The 17,054-nt window shown below is 57.6% G+C and carries 16 protein-coding genes; 13 read left to right on the forward strand and 3 right to left on the reverse strand.

Features of this window, described 5'->3' with window-relative positions; translation table 11 throughout:
• Positions 1-529: 529 nt before the first annotated feature.
• Positions 530-2,185 carry a hypothetical protein gene (locus PVA48_RS05795; RefSeq protein ID WP_146018277.1) on the forward strand — a complete coding sequence of 552 codons (1,656 nt, stop codon included), beginning with the start codon at positions 530-532 and terminating at the stop codon, positions 2,183-2,185.
• Between the two features lie 87 nt (positions 2,186-2,272).
• On the opposite strand, the gene PVA48_RS05800 is transcribed toward PVA48_RS05795, so the two are convergent.
• On the reverse strand, positions 2,273-2,671 hold the full coding sequence (locus tag PVA48_RS05800; RefSeq protein ID WP_423232386.1) for a hypothetical protein: 399 nt from the start codon (positions 2,669-2,671) through the stop codon (positions 2,273-2,275).
• Between the two features lie 90 nt (positions 2,672-2,761).
• Between PVA48_RS05800 and PVA48_RS05805 the strand changes: the two genes are divergently transcribed.
• Both PVA48_RS05805 and PVA48_RS05810 read left to right on the forward strand, forming a co-directional pair.
• Entirely contained in the window at positions 2,762-3,253 is a 492-nt protein-coding gene (locus PVA48_RS05805) for a hypothetical protein (RefSeq protein WP_423232387.1), read from the forward strand.
• A 604-nt stretch (positions 3,254-3,857) separates the two neighbouring features.
• Positions 3,858-4,268 (forward strand): hypothetical protein, encoded by a 411-nt coding sequence (locus tag PVA48_RS05810; protein ID WP_146024326.1) that lies wholly within the window; start codon positions 3,858-3,860, stop codon positions 4,266-4,268.
• A gap of 119 nt (positions 4,269-4,387) precedes the next feature.
• Here PVA48_RS05810 and nifJ read toward each other — a convergent pair whose 3' ends face one another.
• Positions 4,388-7,966, reverse strand: coding sequence for a pyruvate:ferredoxin (flavodoxin) oxidoreductase (gene nifJ / locus PVA48_RS05815; RefSeq protein WP_022396109.1), 3,579 nt, complete (start codon positions 7,964-7,966; stop codon positions 4,388-4,390).
• A 356-nt stretch (positions 7,967-8,322) separates the two neighbouring features.
• On the opposite strand from nifJ, the gene PVA48_RS05820 reads away from it, so the two are divergent.
• From PVA48_RS05820 to PVA48_RS05850, 7 genes are all read left to right on the forward strand, one after another.
• The gene (locus PVA48_RS05820; RefSeq protein WP_423232388.1) at positions 8,323-9,591 is read left to right on the forward strand and encodes a lysine--tRNA ligase; all 1,269 of its coding nucleotides are present in this window, start codon (positions 8,323-8,325) and stop codon (positions 9,589-9,591) included.
• 11 nt (positions 9,592-9,602) lie between these two features.
• Positions 9,603-9,803, forward strand: coding sequence for an amino acid--tRNA ligase-related protein (locus PVA48_RS05825; RefSeq protein ID WP_423232389.1), 201 nt, complete (start codon positions 9,603-9,605; stop codon positions 9,801-9,803).
• Between the two features lie 91 nt (positions 9,804-9,894).
• Positions 9,895-10,605: a PP2C family protein-serine/threonine phosphatase gene (locus tag PVA48_RS05830; RefSeq protein ID WP_309557326.1), complete on the forward strand. Its 711-nt coding sequence runs from the start codon at positions 9,895-9,897 to the stop codon at positions 10,603-10,605.
• A 269-nt stretch (positions 10,606-10,874) separates the two neighbouring features.
• Positions 10,875-11,531 carry a glycerol-3-phosphate 1-O-acyltransferase PlsY gene (gene plsY, locus PVA48_RS05835; protein ID WP_102749476.1) on the forward strand — a complete coding sequence of 219 codons (657 nt, stop codon included), beginning with the start codon at positions 10,875-10,877 and terminating at the stop codon, positions 11,529-11,531.
• Between the two features lies 1 nt (position 11,532).
• Positions 11,533-12,153, forward strand: a complete 621-nt coding sequence (locus PVA48_RS05840; RefSeq protein WP_423232390.1) for an NAD(P)H-dependent glycerol-3-phosphate dehydrogenase — start codon at positions 11,533-11,535, stop codon at positions 12,151-12,153.
• Between the two features lie 2 nt (positions 12,154-12,155).
• Positions 12,156-12,542: an NAD(P)H-dependent glycerol-3-phosphate dehydrogenase gene (locus PVA48_RS05845; protein WP_423232498.1), complete on the forward strand. Its 387-nt coding sequence runs from the start codon at positions 12,156-12,158 to the stop codon at positions 12,540-12,542.
• A gap of 57 nt (positions 12,543-12,599) precedes the next feature.
• Complete coding sequence (locus PVA48_RS05850) at positions 12,600-13,034, forward strand: exosortase system-associated protein, TIGR04073 family (RefSeq protein ID WP_102727887.1); 435 nt, start codon at positions 12,600-12,602, stop codon at positions 13,032-13,034.
• A 72-nt stretch (positions 13,035-13,106) separates the two neighbouring features.
• On the opposite strand, the gene PVA48_RS05855 is transcribed toward PVA48_RS05850, so the two are convergent.
• Entirely contained in the window at positions 13,107-13,604 is a 498-nt protein-coding gene (locus PVA48_RS05855; protein WP_102727888.1) for a hypothetical protein, read from the reverse strand.
• Between the two features lie 222 nt (positions 13,605-13,826).
• On the opposite strand from PVA48_RS05855, the gene PVA48_RS05860 reads away from it, so the two are divergent.
• From PVA48_RS05860 to PVA48_RS05870, 3 genes are all read left to right on the forward strand, one after another.
• A complete protein-coding gene (locus PVA48_RS05860; RefSeq protein WP_102727889.1) occupies positions 13,827-14,645 on the forward strand; it encodes a hypothetical protein in 819 nt (272 codons plus the stop codon).
• A 72-nt stretch (positions 14,646-14,717) separates the two neighbouring features.
• Positions 14,718-15,779: a radical SAM protein gene (locus PVA48_RS05865; RefSeq protein WP_102727890.1), complete on the forward strand. Its 1,062-nt coding sequence runs from the start codon at positions 14,718-14,720 to the stop codon at positions 15,777-15,779.
• Positions 15,772-17,019, forward strand: a complete 1,248-nt coding sequence (locus PVA48_RS05870) for a radical SAM protein (protein ID WP_102727891.1) — start codon at positions 15,772-15,774, stop codon at positions 17,017-17,019. The genes PVA48_RS05865 and PVA48_RS05870 overlap by 8 nt, the downstream gene beginning before the upstream one ends.
• Positions 17,020-17,054 lie beyond the last annotated feature (35 nt).

Raw genomic sequence — 17,054 nt, forward strand, 5'->3', positions numbered from 1 at the left:
TTGCTGGGGGACAACGGGCAAGCTTTATTTATTGTTCTTCCGCCTCTGGGAGCGAGCAGTTTGGGTAGTCCTTTGGACTTTCCGCCCGTAGTGGCAGCATTTATGGAATTTGCTTATTTTCAACAGGAGGGAGTAGAGGCACGTATCGTCCGTGTTTAATTCGTCAAGTAATGGTTGAATCCCAAAAAACCGATATTTACGATGGCATTCCATAAAAATACTAAATGCAATGAATAACGCAATTTCAATAAATAACGGTGATTCCCGGCATGAAATAAAGATTGAAAACGGGAAGATGGGTTCAACGGGAGCATTAAATCAGAAACACGATCAGGGATATGCGGAAGGCGTCGAATTTAAATATGGATTCATTTCTTCCACGGAAGGAACTTCCGACCGTGCTTCCAGAATCCGGAAATGGTATGCCCTCCGCGGAACAAAAATAGAATACTGGTCCGTAGAAAGTGATCATGTTACATGTGCAGAGCTGGATTCTGACAAAACTTCCGGAGGCATCAAACAAAGGATCATGTTCTTTGAAGACAGGGACTCGTTTGACACTCCGGATTATGCCGCGGGATTTTATGTAATTTCGTGGAAGGACCGGGGCAGGCGCGGTGATGATGGCAACAAGGTTAACAATAGTTACCATGTTAAAGTCACGCTGGGAGACCCGTCGCAGAATACCGGAGAAGTAATCGCCTCGTTGAATGTCAAGGAGGGTGAAATTATCCCGGGGGAATGGAGAGACAGATGCTTGCTGATGCGCCTCAAGCGTTCCCAGGAATTCAATACGGGAAGGGAGGACATATGGCTCTCCATGGAATGTGAGGAAGGCGGAACTTTTGGAACTCTGATTACGGAAGTGGATATTCATCCCGTCACCTTGAAGGCTTTTCCGGCTCCGCTGTTTGGAGTATCGGAAAGATTGGTCGTACCGCAGGAAGATGATCATTCCGATGCGCTGGGATATGTGGACGGCAGGAATACTGACACGATTGCATGGATTGATTATGCAGAGACAGGTTCCGGCCAGGAAAGCAGTCCTAGAATGCCCAGTTTGCATTTTGAAATAAAAGGGTTGGATGCCGGGCGTTTTTCCTGGAAAACCAGGCTGACGGTAAGCTACAGCCGCCCGGCGATCCAATATGCAGATGCCCCTGCCGGAACCCGGGATCGCAACCGGGCCGTTTTGGATAAAGATACAGTACATATCCCTTCCATTCAGGAAAATTGGAAAGAACAGCCAGTGTCCTTATGGAATATTGCGGAGGATACGGATTGGCTTGAAGAGGTGAATGAAGGCTTTTTTGGAGGAAATGCCAGTCTGGAATTTGAAATTAAATCCAAAAACGGCCACTCCTCCTATACAGGAGCGGATATCTATCGTTTCCGCATCGGAGGGCAGAATCCGGACGATCAAATGTGCACCCGGTATATTCAGTCCTACGTGCTTCAAATGTATCCGGATACTTTGGCCTCCATGGAATGGTGTCTTCCCGCCGTAGGCAAAAGCGAATCATTTGGATATGGCGGCGAGGCGGTTTATTACCCCTTCTCCTGGAGTAATGCCCCGTCATCCTTGTACAATCAATTTTTGGCCGGAGGCGGCAAGTACCGGAGGGAGCCCGGGGCGGAAGGAATTCCGCTTCATAGCCAGGATACCGCCGGCGCCGGCGGTTACGGCATTTTTCAAGTGACGGGAACGGCAGGGGGAGACGGCATATATACCGCCATCCCAAGGGAGCAAATATGGAACTGGCAGAAAAACATCCAGGCAGCCCTTCAAATCATCCTTGTCAAATACAATGAGGCGCACAGGTGGATGCTCCGTCAACTCCAGCAGCAGCAGGCGGAAGCGCCTGAAAGTGCTCTCCCGGTTTATCGTGCGGCCGATACCAATCCAGGCCAGGGGGTTCCGTATGATTATTCATTTGCGGAAGGAACGGCCTGTACCATCGCCCAGCTTTGCACGCTTAAGGCATATAACGGAGCTTCCAAATGTTCCCGGCAGATTAACGAACCCGGCACCAAGGTGCGCTCCCCCGGTTTTCTTTATGATCCCGGAAAAAGCGGCCACTACTGCGCCTGGATGAATACTTCTAGACAATGGTGCATTTCCAGATATAATAGCAATAATTTTGATTATGTGGACAGGGTTCTGTCCAGGGTAAATCAAATTTAGAATGAATGCTTTAATCACAGGATTATGCTTTTTATGCTGCTCTGCCGCCTTGTTAAAGGCGGCAGAGCAGCCGCCTGTTTTTTCCCTTCATTTTTCCCAGCTTCCTTCTTTTCTCCAGTGGAATATTCGCAAACAGGTTTCCGGACAGGGCGATCTTATTGAATCATGGACGGGCTGGAATCCTGCATTAAAGAATTCAGACGGCCCCAACGGCGGCCTTGTTTTTATGCAGGAAATTGATCTTGTGGGAGACCATGGAAAAGAAAGAATTTTCCTGTACCGGAACCCTGAAATAGCTGGAACTCCTCCCCGCAGGATGAACATGTAAGGTTTATCTGCAATGCGGATAACTCTTATCTTTATACGGTTCCTTCCTTCTGCCTGCACGGGAAGAAAATCGGCAGTGTTTTTCGTGGTGAAGAAGCTTATTATTTTTGTCCTGACAGGTATGTTAACAGGTATCGCTTTATCTATGGATGGAAGCAATGGGAACTGACGGAACAGTATGGCAGGGTATTGGAATGGAGCGGCTGTGAAGAGACCAATCCCAAAGATGGAACCCGCTGGAAAAGCGGCATGGAGCAGACGGAAAGCGTTTATGTAAATACGGGCGTCATTAAGGAAACATGCTCCCTTTCCCCAGGCAGCCGCCGGGTGCCTCTTTCCCAGGAAACCGAGGGTGAAGATCCGTTTGAAACAATAGTAAAAGAAAAGACAAAATCGCCTGCATCACCTGAACAGGAAAAATTGGCAGAGGACATGCCCTCTGAAACGGTTTGGGTTGTGTCCCTCTTTGAACTTCTTACACAGGATGCTCCCCAGTGGAAATGTTTTAAGGCGGTTTCTTTAAAAGAGGCGGAAAAAGAATGGAGGAAAATTTCCGGTCCTGCCCTTGAGCAATCCCGGAAATGGAATCAGAAAGAAGCCGTGCAGGCTATGGATGCGTTTCTTAACGTGAAGAATCCCCAAGGGGTAAAAAATTGTCCCTTATTCCAATCTCCGGCTGAAACCGCATTGAAAGATGATAAAACGCCGCCGGGCAGTCCCATGGGCGGGGAAGAACCGTAAAACAGAAATGTCCTTGATCTGCGGGCTTGGCGTGTTCATTTGCTGATAGGCTTTCCCCAGCGGGGACATGGGGCCAGAATGGGTACATTCCGCGCACAGAGTTAAGAGGTACTTCCGCATGTACTTTCCACGTAAGCAGGCCATTTTCTTCCATGAAGCGCAAATGCGCGCCCGGGTTCGTGGCAGTGCAACCGGTGCAGTTTGCCTGCGGCCACCGTTATCATGAAGTAAGTGAAGAAGTATTTTACATCATCAGGGACCATGCCGCCGTGCGTACTCCGGAGGGTGAAAAGAATCTAAGAAGGGGATGCGCTCTCTCCGGATGTCGGTACCCGCTTCATGCCCGATGTGGTGCACTTCCCGGATACGGCTTCCGGAATGGTATGTTCTTCCTCCGGCATGCACCATTTCCAGGAGTCCTGAGCAGTATTCCTGCTCCGGGAGCGTTCTTCCTTCACGCGGGCCGCGCCTGGGGAAGGAGATGCCTGGGACCGTTTTTCTTCCCGGCGGATAGCATGCCGGGATTGGTTTATTTCTTGCGGGGAGGAAAGGCTGCACCTATGCTTGATGCATTCAGACAAGTCCCATGTACGGAAATATTGTTTTGCTTGCGTTGTTTCTGCTGTCATCCATCGTTCCGGGGGTGGAGCCGGACGCTGCTCATTGCTTTTCCGCGAAGGGGTATTTGATCATGGATTCCCTGCTGTTTGCGGGGTGCTTCTGTTTCCAGCTGGTGATGATTTTCATCCAGTGCGGAAATCCGTGGAAAGGCCGCAGATGTGAAAGACCTTCCCTGAAAAGGTTTCTGCTGTTCCGTGGCGCATGGAGCTGCGGCTACTTTCTGGCGTGGTTTCTCGCGGCTGTCACCGCGGGGCAGGCGGTGCACCTGCTGCTGTTCCGGGACTGGAAGAACGGGTGGCTGTGGACGGACGCGCTCGGATGCCTGGCGGCCTGCGCGGGTCTTGTGGCCGGACATGCCGTGGGACTGAAGCTGTGGAAGAAAAGGGTTCTGTGAACCTGCGCGGAAGGCGCCCGTATCCGGCGCGCAGAAAAGAGCTCTCTCCTGTTGAATGAATAAAAACGCCCCTGCCGGACGAACCGTGCAGGGGCGTTGAAATTCAGCGGCTGTACGCTTTATTCCGCGGACTTGTCGGCGCCCATGTTGGCAATGCTCTGGTACAGGTTCCAGCGGTGCCAGACGTCCTTCTGGGCTTCTTCAAGGAGTTTTTCAAATCCTTCCTTGTTGGTCTTCGCCAGAAGCTTGAAGCGGTTTTCGCTGAGAAGCACGTCGCGAAGGTCGCCCTTCGGTCCCTTGCCTTCCACGATCAGCGGATTCTTGCCCTGGAGGGCCAGGTCCGGATTGTAGCGGTAGAGCAGGATGCGGCCGGAATCCACCCATGCCTTCTGCTGCTGCAGGCCCTTGGCCATGTTGATGCCGTGAGAGATGCAGTGGGAGTAGGCGATGATGATGGCGGGGCCGTCATAGGCTTCCGCTTCCACAAAGGCTTTCAGCGTATGTTCGTCCTTCGCGCCGAGGGCGACGGAAGCCACGTACACGTTCCCGTAGGTCATGGCCATGAGGCCCAGGTCCTTTTTCACGCCGGGCTTGCCGGTCGTGGCGAACTTGGCCACGGCAGCGCGCGGGGTGGACTTGGAGCACTGGCCGCCGGTGTTGGAGTACACTTCCGTATCCATGACCAGCACCTTCACGTTCCTGCCGCTGGCCAGGATGTGGTCCAGGCCGCCGTAGCCGATGTCGTAGGCCCAGCCGTCGCCGCCGAGGATCCAGACGCTCTTGCGGACGAGTTTGTCCGCCATGGTCAGGAGGCGTGCACATTCCGGCTTGCCAGTGATTCTCTTCTTGAGTTCGGCGACGTTTTCACGCTGCTGCGCGATGTCCGCCTCATCCTTCTGCGGGTTGGTCAGGATCTGGTCCACCAGTTCCTGGCCCACGATGCCGGCGGCTTCATGGAGGAGCTCAATGGCGTGTTCCATCTGCTTGTCCAGGGAGACGCGGAAGCCAAGGCCGAATTCGGCGTTGTCTTCAAACAGGGAGTTGGACCAGGCCGGTCCGCGCCCTTCGGAGTCATGGGACCACGGGGTGGTGGGCAGGTTGCCGCCGTAGATGGAGGAGCAGCCCGTAGCGTTGGCGACCACCAGCCGGTTGCCGAAGAGCTGGGAGAGCATTTTCACGTACGGGGTTTCACCGCAGCCGGCGCAGGCGCCGGAGAATTCAAACAGCGGGCGCAGCACCTGCATGGAGCGGATGTTGTCCGTCCTTACCTTGGTGCGGTCCACGTCCGGAAGGCTCATGAAGAAGTCCCAGTTGGCTTCCTCCTTGTCGTGAATCTTCAGGGTGGGCACCATGGTCAGGGCCTTGTGGGTGGGGTCCGTCTTGCTCTTGGCCGGGCAGACGTCGGAGCAGAGCGTGCAGCCCGTGCAGTCGTTCGGGGAGACCTGGATGACGAATTTTTCACCCTTCCAGTCCGGATGCTTGGCATCCAGGCATTCAAAGCCTTCCGGCGCGCCGGAGAGGGCGTCCGGAGAGAAGAACTTGCTGCGGATGGCGGCGTGCGGGCAAACGGCCGTGCACTTGCCGCACTGGATGCAGAGGGCGGGATCCCATTCCGGGAGGTCCAGGGCCAGGTTGCGCTTTTCGTACTGGGAAGTGCCGTTCGGGAACGTGCCGTCCACGGGCATCTGGCTGACGGGGATGCTGTCCCCTTCGCCGCACATCATCTTGCCGAGGACGTTCTGGACGTAGTCCGGAGCGTCAGCGGACATGACGGGCGGAATGGCATGGCCGGTGATGGTCTTGCCGGTGGTGTCCACCTGGTGGAGGTTTTCCAGCGTGGCGTCCACGGCGGCGATGTTCTTGTCCACCACTTCCTGGCCCTTCTTGGCGTAGGTCTTGGCGATGGCTTTCTTGATGTAGCCGATGGCTTCATCAGCGGGAATCACGCCGGCCAGCTTGAAGAAGCAGGTCTGCATGATCATGTTGATGCGGCCGCCCATGCCCGTTTTCCGGGCCACGGAGAAGGCGTCAATCGTGTAAAGCTTGAGGTTCTTGTCCAGAATCTGCTGCTGCATGCGGGCGGGCAGCGTGTCCCACAGCTTGTCCGCGGGGTGCGGGCTGTTCATCAGGAAGGTGGCGCCGTTGGCGGCGTTCTTCAGGAAGTCAAACAGGTTCAGCAGCGTGGGCTGGTGCAGCGCCAGGAAGTTCGCCTTGGTGATCAGGTACGTGGACTTGATCGGGCGCGGGCCGAAGCGCAGGTGGGAGATGGTGGAGGAACCGGCCTTCTTGGAGTCGTACACGAAGTAGCCCTGAACGTACAGGTCCGTGTGCTGGCCGATGATCTTGATGGCGTCCTTGTTGGCGCCCACGGTACCGTCGGAACCGAGGCCGAAGAACATGGCGCGCGTCACGTCGTCCGCTTCCGTGGAGTAATCTTCATCATACGGAAGGCTGGTGCCCAGCACGTCGTCGTTGATGCCGATGGTGAAGTGGTTCTTGGGAGCGTCCTGTTCCAGGCTGTCATAGACGCCCTTGACCATGGCAGGAGTGAATTCCTTGGAGGAGAGGCCGTAGCGGCCGCCTACCACCTTGGGCATGCCGTTGGTGAAGGGGAGCGTGCCGGAGCCTTGGGCGTCAAAGAGGGCCTGGATGACGTCCTGGTGGAGCGGTTCGCCCTGGGAGCCGGGTTCCTTGGTGCGGTCCAGCACGGCGATCTTCCTGACCGTGGCGGGGAGCGCCTTGATCAGTTCCGCGGCGGGGAAGGGGCGGAACAGGCGCACCTTGAGCACGCCCACCTTGGCGTTTTCACGGGCGATCATGGCTTCCACCGTTTCTTCCACGGCTTCCGCGCCGGAACCCATCAGGATGATCACGCGTTCTGCGTCCGGGGCGCCGGAGTAGTCCACCAGATGGTAGGAACGGCCCGTGAGGTCCGCAAACCTGTCCATGGCCTTCTGCACGATGGCGGGGGTGGCTTCATAGAATTGGTTGACCGTTTCACGGCCCTGGAAGTAAACGTCCGGGTTCTGGGCGGTGCCGCGCAGCACGGGAGCGTCAGGCGTCAGGGCGCGTTCGCGGAAGGAGTCCGCCCATTCCTGCTTGATCATGCCGTTCAGCGTATCGTCCGTGATATCTGCAATCTTGCCGATTTCATGGGACGTGCGGAAGCCGTCAAAGAAGTTCATGAACGGAACGCGGGATTCCAGCGTGGCGGCGTGGGAAATGGCGGCAAAATCCGCGGCTTCCTGCGTGGAGGAGCCGCACAGCATGGCCCAGCCGCAGGAGCGGGCGCTCATCACGTCGCTGTGGTCGCCGAAAATGGAGAGGCCCTGGTAGGCCAGGGAACGGGCGGCCACATGGAACACGGCCGGAGTCAGTTCCCCTGCGATCTTGAACATGTTCGGGATCATCAGCAGGAGGCCCTGGGATGCGGTGAAGGTAGTTGCCATGGCTCCGGTCTGGAGGGCGCCGTGAACGGTGCCTGCCGCGCCGCCTTCACTCTGCATTTCCACCACGGAGGGAACGGTGCCCCACAGGTTCTTCCGGTTGACAGCGGCCCAGCTTTCGGCTGATTCACCCATCGGAGAGGACGGTGTAATGGGGTAAATGGCAATGACTTCAGAAAAACGATAGGCTACGGAGGCTACGGCTTCGTTAGCGTCAATCGTGCTGTAAGTTACGGTTGTCTGATCACTCATAAGTCTGCACGGATAGTATATAATTGATAAATAAGGTGCGCCTTAACGGAGTTATTTATAACATGTCTGACGCCGAAGGTAAAAGCAATTATGCGTATGTGGGGTTTTGGCGGCTATTTTTTAATAATAAGACCAGTTTCTTTTCAATTCCTTTGAATATCGTGCCTTGCGTGGTTCTCCCGCTCCTTTTTACAGAGGCTGCGGACGGGCATCCACCCCCGCGGGTGCGTCCCCCGGCGCTTGGACTCCGGAAAGGAGGGCAAAAAGGTCCCCGGTTCCGGACAGGCCGCCAAAAATGCCCCCTGCCTGACAATGCACTAGCCAAAACGGAGGCAAGCCTTTAAAATCCCCGCACTATGTCCGAACAACAGCAGGCACATCCGAATACGACGGAATCCGAACTTATTGCCGTGCGCCGCGACAAGCTCGCCAAAATCCGCGAGCTGGGGATTGATCCCTACGGCGCAAGATTTGACGTGACCACCACCCCCGCCGGATTGAAAGCCGATTTCCAGGAAGACAAACAGGTAGCCGTGGCCGGCCGCCTGCTGGCTATTCGCGACATGGGCAAATCCCAGTTTTTCGTCATTGGAGACGTACGTGGCAAAATCCAGGGGTTCCTGCACAGGAATGAAGTGGATGAAACCACCTGGAAGCTGTGGAAGCTCCTGGACCGCGGAGACTGGATCGGCATTGAAGGAACCACCTTCCTGACCCGTACCGGAGAACCCACCGTGAAGGTCTCCGGCCTGACCATTCTTTCCAAGAGCCTCCGTCCCCTGCCGGACAAATGGCATGGCCTGGCGGACAAGGAGGTCACCTACCGCAAGCGCCATCTGGACCTCATTTCCAATGAGGAAAGCGCGTCCCTGTTCGTCACGCGCTCCCTCATGATTGCGGAAATCCGCCGCTTTCTCCAGGAACGCGGCTATCTGGAAGTGGAAACCCCCATGCTTCAGGACGTGGCCGGGGGCGCCGCCGCCAAGCCGTTTGAAACGTACCATAACGCGCTGGACATGCCGCTGACGCTGCGCATTGCTCCGGAACTCTTCCTCAAGCGACTGATGGTAGGCGGCTTCACCAAGATTTTTGAACTCAACCGCAGCTTCCGTAATGAAGGCATCGACCGCCGCCACAATCCGGAATTCACGATGCTGGAAGCCTACTGCGCCTGCGGGGATTTTGAAACCATGGCGAACATGGTGGAAGAACTCATCTGCCACCTGGCGGAAAAATTCTGCGGAGGCCTCCAGATAGACCACAAGGATGCAGAAGGCAACGTGCTTTACACGATCGACCTCAGCCGCCCCTGGAAGCGCGCCGACTACCAGGACCTGATCCGCGCCGTGGCCGGGCAGGACTGGTTTGACATTTCTCCCGAGGCGCGCCGCGCCCGCTGTGAGGAGCTGGATGTGGAAATCAGCCCGGACATGAAGGATGTGGACGTTTCCCAGCAGGTTTATGAAAAGCTGGTGGAGGAAAAAACCATGAATCCCTGCTTCGTCACCCATGTGGCCAAGGACCTGGTTCCCCTCGCCAAGCTGAACAAAGAAAACCCGGACGTGGTGGACGTGTATGAACTGGTAATCAACGGGCAGGAAATTTCCCCGGTTACTCGGAGCTGAACGATCCGGACGTGCAGAAAGAGCGCCTGGAACACCAGGCCGCCGGGGAAACCCAGCGCGTGGACTACGACTTCATTGAAACGCTGGAATACGGCATGCCCTCCGCAGGCGGCATCGGCATCGGCATTGACCGCGTCATCATGATGCTGACGGGCGCCTCTTCCATCCGCGACGTCCTGCTCTTCCCGCAACTGAAACGGAAGGACAGTTAATTCAGCCCCCCAGCCGCATGGCCCCCCCACCCCGGATACCCTGGACTGCGCTTCCGCCCAATGGATCGGCAAACGCCGTGAGCAGGAAGACGTGGTTAAAAGCCTTCCCGCCGCCGGCGGGATGCTGGGCATCGTGTGCGACGGCATGGGGGGCCATCTCCGCGGAGACTGCGCCTCCTGCGTGGTGGCGCAGGAATTTGCCGCAGTATTTGCGGAAAGCGGCGTGGAGGATATTCCGGAGCGTCTGACGGAAGCCCTGCATGCCGCCAACCGGGCGCTGGCCGCCATCCAGAAGGAGCCGGAGGAATCCGGAACCACGCTGCTGGCCGTCTTCATCCGTGACCGTTCCCTGTGGTGGATCAGCGTGGGGGATTCCCCCCTTTACTTATGGAGCGGAGCGGACAGCTTCCGCATGGACCGCCTGAATGAAGACCACTCCATGAGGCCCATTGCGGATTGCCTCTACCGGAAGGGGGAAATGTCCCTCCAGGGCGCTCTGCGCCAGCGCTGCGTTCTGCGGTCCGCCGTCATGGGGGGGCCCATGGAACTGGTGGACATCAGCGCCATGCCCCTGCTTCTGCATCCGGGGGATGCGGTGCTGGCCTGCTCGGACGGCTTGCAGGTCTGGAGCGAACTGCTGAGGGAGCCTTCTTTCCTGGCTCTCCAAAAGGCCAGGGACTGTTCCAGCCGGGAGCTGGTGGGAACCATCATGGAGCAGGTGAAGGACATGCTGGAACCGCAGCAGGACAATGCCTCCGTCTGGGCCGCCGTGATGCGGAAACCCTGCACGGACGGTAAATAAACCCGTTCCGGAAAAGGAAAAATAAGACCGGGGGCATCTTCCCCACGAGCGCGGGGCGAGCCTGTGCCGTTTTTACTGCGTCGCTTTTTAAAAGAGGGCCTTTCCTCCGGACGGGGGCGGTGCAGGAAGCCTTCTGGAAATCCGGTGCCGGGGAAGGCCGTTGAACGTTCCGCTGTTCCGCGGGAGCAGGCCGCCGGAAAGAAGCGTCCCGGAGACGATTTCCCCATTGTCATTTGACGGGCGGGGGGGTAGAATACCCTCCGCACGACATGATTGCCTGGATAGTTCTCTATATTGCAGCCTCCTACCTGGTTGGAGCGGTTCCGTTCGGCTACCTTGCCGGCAGGATCAGGGGCCTTGACCTGAGGCGGGAGGGTTCCTGCAACATAGGCGCTACCAATGCATGGCGCGTGCTGGGCTGGAAGTGGGGCCTCTCCGTTTTTGCGCTGGATTTTTTAAAGGGGTTCGTGCCCGTGTTCGGCGCCCTGAACTGGCTGCCGTTCCTGACGGGGGATGCGGGCGGCTGGGACTTCAACGCCGTAGTCGTCCTCGTCTGTTTCGCCGTGGTGCTCGGCCATACCTATACCTGTTTCCTTGGGTTCAGGGGCGGAAAGGGCGTGGCGACGACTGCGGGCGTCTTGTTTGCCCTCAATCCGGTGGTGGCCTGCGTGGCCCTGGGCGCGTGGCTGGTATTCATGGGAATCTCCGGCATCGTGTCGCTGGCCAGCCTGGTGGCTGCCGTGGCGATGATCGCCGCCGGATGGTGGTTCTACCCGCTTTGCCAGGGCGGGGCCGTTTCTCCCCAGATACTTTACATTGCCTTTTTCACGGTGGTGGGGGCTCTGGTCATTCTCAAGCACCGTTCCAACATCGTGAGGCTCCTCAACGGAACGGAACACTCCTTCTATTCCAAAAAGTCCAAGTAAGATGATGAATCGGTTACATAAAATAGCAGTCATCGGCGCCGGTTCCTGGGGTACGGCCCTCTCCATGGTCCTGGCGACCCGGGAATGTGAAGTCGTCCTGTGGACGCCGGAAGAAGCGCAGGCCCGGCAGCTTGCTGAAACCAGGCGCAGCCCGGTCCTGTCGGAAACCGCCGCGCCCCTGGCCCCCAACATCCATCCCACTTGCGACCTGGACCAGGTGAAGGACGCGGAGCTCATCGTGGTGGTGGTGCCTTCCGTAGCCATGCGTTCCGTAGCGCAGCGGCTGCGTGACCTGCCGGTGAGGCCGGACGCCGTCATCGTCTCCTGCACCAAGGGCATTGAACAGGGCTCCCATAAAAGAATGACGGAAATCCTTCAGGAATATCTGCCCTCCAATCCCATAGGCGTGCTCTCCGGCCCCAACCATGCGGAAGACATCTGCCTGGGCCTCCCGTCCGCCTCCCTGATCGGGTTTGAGGATCCGAAATATGCGGACTGGGTGCAGCAGATATTCGCCTCCAAGACCTTCCGCGTTTATTCCGCTACGGACATCATCGGCATGCAGCTGGGGGAACCATCAAGAACGTCTTTGCCATCGGGGCCGGACTGTGCGAGGGGCTGAACCTGGGAGATAACGCCCAGGCCGCCCTGCTGACCCGCGGCCTGGCGGAAATGACGCGCATCGGCGTAGCCAGCGGAGGCCGCAGGGAAACCTTCATGGGCCTTTCCGGCGTGGGCGATCTCATCGTCACCTGCTATTCCCGCCACTCCCGCAACCAGACGGTGGGGCGGAGGCTGGCGGAAGGAAAAAGCCTCCAGGAAATTCTGGACGCCCTGGGCATGGTGGCGGAAGGGGTGCCCAACACGCTCTCCGTCTATGAAATTGCGCGGAAGCTGGGAGTGAGGACGCCGCTGATTGACGCCGTCTATTCCGTTCTTTATGAATCCAAGCCGCCCATGGAAGCGCTTGTGGAGCTCATGACGCGGGACCCCCGCCCGGAATTAGATTGATTTTTTGTTTTTTTGAGTTGCTTTCCCTCGACAAATTATACTATATAAACAATCAGTATGAAACGTGCCATCATCTCAGCTCTTTTTGCCGCCGGCGCCATCGGTGTCGCCAGTGCGGACATTCAGGCTCCACCCGCTTCCGAATACACCCCCACCCGCAAGCTGGGCCGCGCCATCGCCAACATCATTTACTCCGTTGAAGAAATTCCCCTGGGAATCATCAACTGGACGAGCCGCGAAGGTGACTATGCCGGTTTTTCCGTGGGCATTGTTGATGGCACCGCCACCATGCTTGAACGCATGGGCTACGGCATCTATGAACTTGTCACGTTCTGGGCTCCCACCTACAAGTGCACGTACAAGCCCCCCTATCAGGGACGTTGCGGCATGAGCGGCCTTAAGGAATACAATCCCAACGGCGGCCTGAGCGAATTCCCTGCGGAACTCAGCTTCCAGAGCTACTACAAGTACTCCCGCCAGCAGCGCGACTAAAATCCGGCTGTTAAAAATTTCAAAAGGGCTGTCTGCAATGGAGCAGACAGCCCTTTTTAATGTGGTAAAGCCTTATTGCCCGCAGTAGTAAATTTCCATATTGGGAGGATTGACTCCACCCACGGTTCCGGTAAGGGTATGGGCATGGTGGAAACTCCCATTGGGTGGTCCACTGGGAGTAACAGCGATGACGAGTCCGGAATTCATCCCGGATTGTTGTAGTTTAGCCACATCCGCTAATGCATCTTGCGTAATATTGCTGCCCGGATGATGGCATTTGATTTCAATGGGGGCAAGATAAGGGCCATTTGAAAAAAGGAAATCAGGCGTTCCGTATCCCTGGATACCGTTTTCCCGTTCATGATCAATATTGTTCATGGTGAGGTACGTGGCAAATTCAACCTGGAACCAGCCCTCCCAGCCGCCGGGAATATCCCAGGGGTAATCAGTCCTGGCGACACTGCCGAGAACGGTATCAACGTGTTGTCCGAACCGGGCCATATGATCGATGAAGCGACCTCTATCGTCGGGGTTGTATCCTAGAAATTGTTGTATTGTTAATTGAGCCATATCGTATTAATTAGTGGTTGAGTCCCTATCATCTCTGTAGCGTTTGCAGGTGAAAAGAGAGCCCTGCCCAAGCGGGGAAATGGCTTTTACAAAGGCATGAAAGAGTGCTTGCCTGCCACTGACCGTATGTAGAAAAGAAGGGGTTGTCCTTCGTGACGACCGTCACGATTGACGGGAGATGAAGGAAGAAGTATCTTTCCGTGACGAAACGGCTTCCATATCATGAATAAAACAGTTGCTTTCATCGGCCTGGGCGCTGCCGTCTGCATGACGGCCCCCGCATTTGCCCAGGACACCCATCTTTCCCTGACCAAGGAGAGCGTTGCCAGCATGCATGAAATTACGGCGGCGCTGGACAAGGTGACGGACGAGCCCGGAGCGGCGGACGCCGTGAAAACGGTCAAAAAGGTGCGTGAAAAGCTGGTGGACCTCGGAAAAAGGCAGCTTGAACTTCCCGGCGCCACGCCGCAGGAGCAGGCGCAGATTTCCGCCCAGATGACGGAAGTGCAGAAAATTTCCGGTGAATTGGTGAAATCCCTTGCGCGCTTGAAAAAGGAAGGTCTGCTCACGCCCGATTTGCAGAAGGCCCTGATGGATTTGCAGTCCGTGCAGACGGAACTGGCGCAGGCTTCCCGGGACAAGGCCGCGCAGGCGGAGCCGTTCCCGAAGGATGCGGAGGGCAACACGCATGAAACCCTGCTGGCAAAAACCGTGGATGAAGTCAAAAACCTGGATGAATCCCTGTCCAGGGTGAAGGATGAGGAAACCAGCAAGGCCGCTGTGGACCAGATAGGGCATTACCGGGCCGCCCTGCTGGACATCGCCAAGAAACAGGCCGCCCTGCCGCCCCTCACCCGCAACCAGCAGGCCAAGCTGACGGGAGTGCAGCAGCAGCTTGTGGAAATGATGCAGCCCATCGTCAAGCATGTGACGGCCATCATGCTCTCTCCGGATGCCTCCAGGAATTTGAAGGAGGCCCTCAATTCCCTTTCCGAACTGCCCAAGGAAGTTCAGAAAATCCGTGAAGAGGCGGCCAAGTGAACTTTTTGGGGGAATGCCCCTCTTTTGGACTGGTCAAAAATTATAATTGTTCTAAAGTGGCTGTCCTGAGGAATGCGACCGATTTTTAGTGAAACAGATCTCAATGAACGCCCCTTCCTGGTTTTCTGGGAAGTGACGCGCGCCTGCGCGCTGGCGTGCAAGCATTGCCGCGCCGTAGCCCAGCCGCGGCCCCATCCTGATGAACTGACCCATGAGGAAGCCCTGCGCCTGATTGACCAATTGGCGGAGCTGCGCCCTCCCATGCTGGTGCTGACGGGCGGGGACCCCGTCATGAGGCCGGACATTCTGGAATTGATCCGCGCGGCGGCCGGCAAGGGGCTGCATGTGGCATTGAGCCCCGCCGCTACCGCCCGGCTGCTGCATGCGGACTTCCATGCCTTGAAGGAGGCGGGGGTTCAAAGCATGTCCCTGAGCCTGGACGGGGCGCATGAGGCCACCCATGACGCCTTCCGCGGCGTTCCCCACACGTATGAACGGACCCTGCGCGCGGCGGAAATGGCGAAGGAAGCGGGGATGCACCTGCAAATCAACACCACCATCACCAAGAGCACCCTGGGCGAGTTTGACGACTTTGTGGAGCTGATGAAGAAGATGCAGCCGGGCATGTGGAGCGTGTTCCTGCTGGTGCCTACGGGCCGGGCCGCCATGGATGAAATGCCCACGGCGGAAGAAGTGGAGGCCGTTTGGGAAAAACTCAGCAAGGTAAGCCGTGAAGTCCCCTTCGGCGTCAAGACCACGGAAGGGCACCATTACCGCCGCGTGGCGCTTCAGGAAGCCCGCGCGCAGGGGAGCAAGCCCGCGCGCCGCGCCGTTCCCACCCGGGACGGCAAGGGCATCATGTTCATCTCCCATACCGGGGAAATCCAGCCTTCCGGATTCCTGCCCGTTACGGCGGGAAACGTGCGGACGGATGATCCGGGGGAAATCTACCGCACGCACCCCCTTTTCCTCAAACTCCGGGATGACAATGCACTGGAAGGCAAATGCGGCCGGTGCGAGTACCGCACCGTCTGCGGCGGCTCCCGTTCCCGCGCCTATGCCGTTTACGGAGACATGATGGCGGAAGACAACCTCTGCCCCTACCAGCCCAGGCTTTCACAACACCATGATTAACATTACCAGACTTTGGACAGGGGCGGAACAGCCCGCGGACCATTTGAGATACGGGCAGGGCCACGGGCACGGCCGCTCCGCGGGAGGCGCCGTGGAATCCTGCGCTCCGGCTTCGTCCCGCGTCCGCAAGCCCATTGTGGTCTGGAACATCACGCGCACCTGCAACCTCAAGTGCGTGCATTGCTATGCGGACGCCTCCGCCCGGAAATTTGAAGGGGAGCTGGATTGGGACCAGTGCTGCGCGGTCATTGACGATCTGGCGGACTACAAGGTGAACGCCCTGCTGTTCTCCGGCGGGGAGCCGCTGGTGCACCCGCGCTTCATGGAGCTGCTGGAACGGGCCACTGGAAAAGGGCTGAAAGTGACCATTTCCACGAACGGCACCCGCATCACGCCGGAGGCCGCCGCGCGGTTCAAGGAACTGGGCGTGGCGTACGTGGGCATTTCCCTGGACGGCATCGGCGCCGTTCATGACAAGTTCCGCGGCGTGAAAGGCTCCTTTGAACAGGCGGTGCGCGGGTTCAAGCTCTGCAGTGAAGTGGGGCAGAAGACGGGCCTGCGCCTGACGCTGACCCGCAACAACGTGCAGTGCATGGACCAGATTCTGGACTTCATTGACGCCAATGACATCCAGCGCGTCTGCTTCTACCATCTGGTGCCCACGGGCCGCGGCGTGGAAGTGCAGACGTTGACGCAGGAGGAAGCGCGGAACGCCATGGATACGCTGATTGCCCGCGTGGAGGAATGGAAGGCGGAAGGCAAAAACCGTGAAGTGCTGACCGTCACCCAGCCAGCGGACGGCATTTACCTGCTGCTGCGCCAGCTCCGGGAAGGCTCCCCGCTGGCGAAGGAAACCCTGAACCTTCTTCAATGGAACGGCGGCGGGGCGAACAGCTCCGGCCGCGGCATCGCCAACATTGACACGCAGGGCGTGGTGCACCCGGACCAATTCTGGCAATCCGTCACGCTGGGCAATGTGAAGAACAACCTGTTTTCCGATCTGTGGGACGCCAAGGCGGGGGCCGCGGCGGAGATGCTGCCTGAGTTGCGCGGGTCCGACAATCCCCTGGAACGGCAGAAAAAAATTGAAGGCCGCTGCGGCCGCTGTGTGCACTTTGCCTTGTGCGGCGGTGGCTTCCGCACGCGCGCCGCATTTGCCAACGGGCACTGGTACGGGTCCGATCCCGGCTGCTACCTGACGGAAGAGGAAATTTCCACCCCTCTGCCGGAAATCAGGTAAAATCCGCAGGCTGTTCCCTTCTCCGGAAGAAGCTC

The sequence above is a fragment of the Akkermansia sp. JRP_AM1 genome, from assembly GCF_049262625.1.
Classification (GTDB): domain Bacteria; phylum Verrucomicrobiota; class Verrucomicrobiia; order Verrucomicrobiales; family Akkermansiaceae; genus Akkermansia; species Akkermansia massiliensis.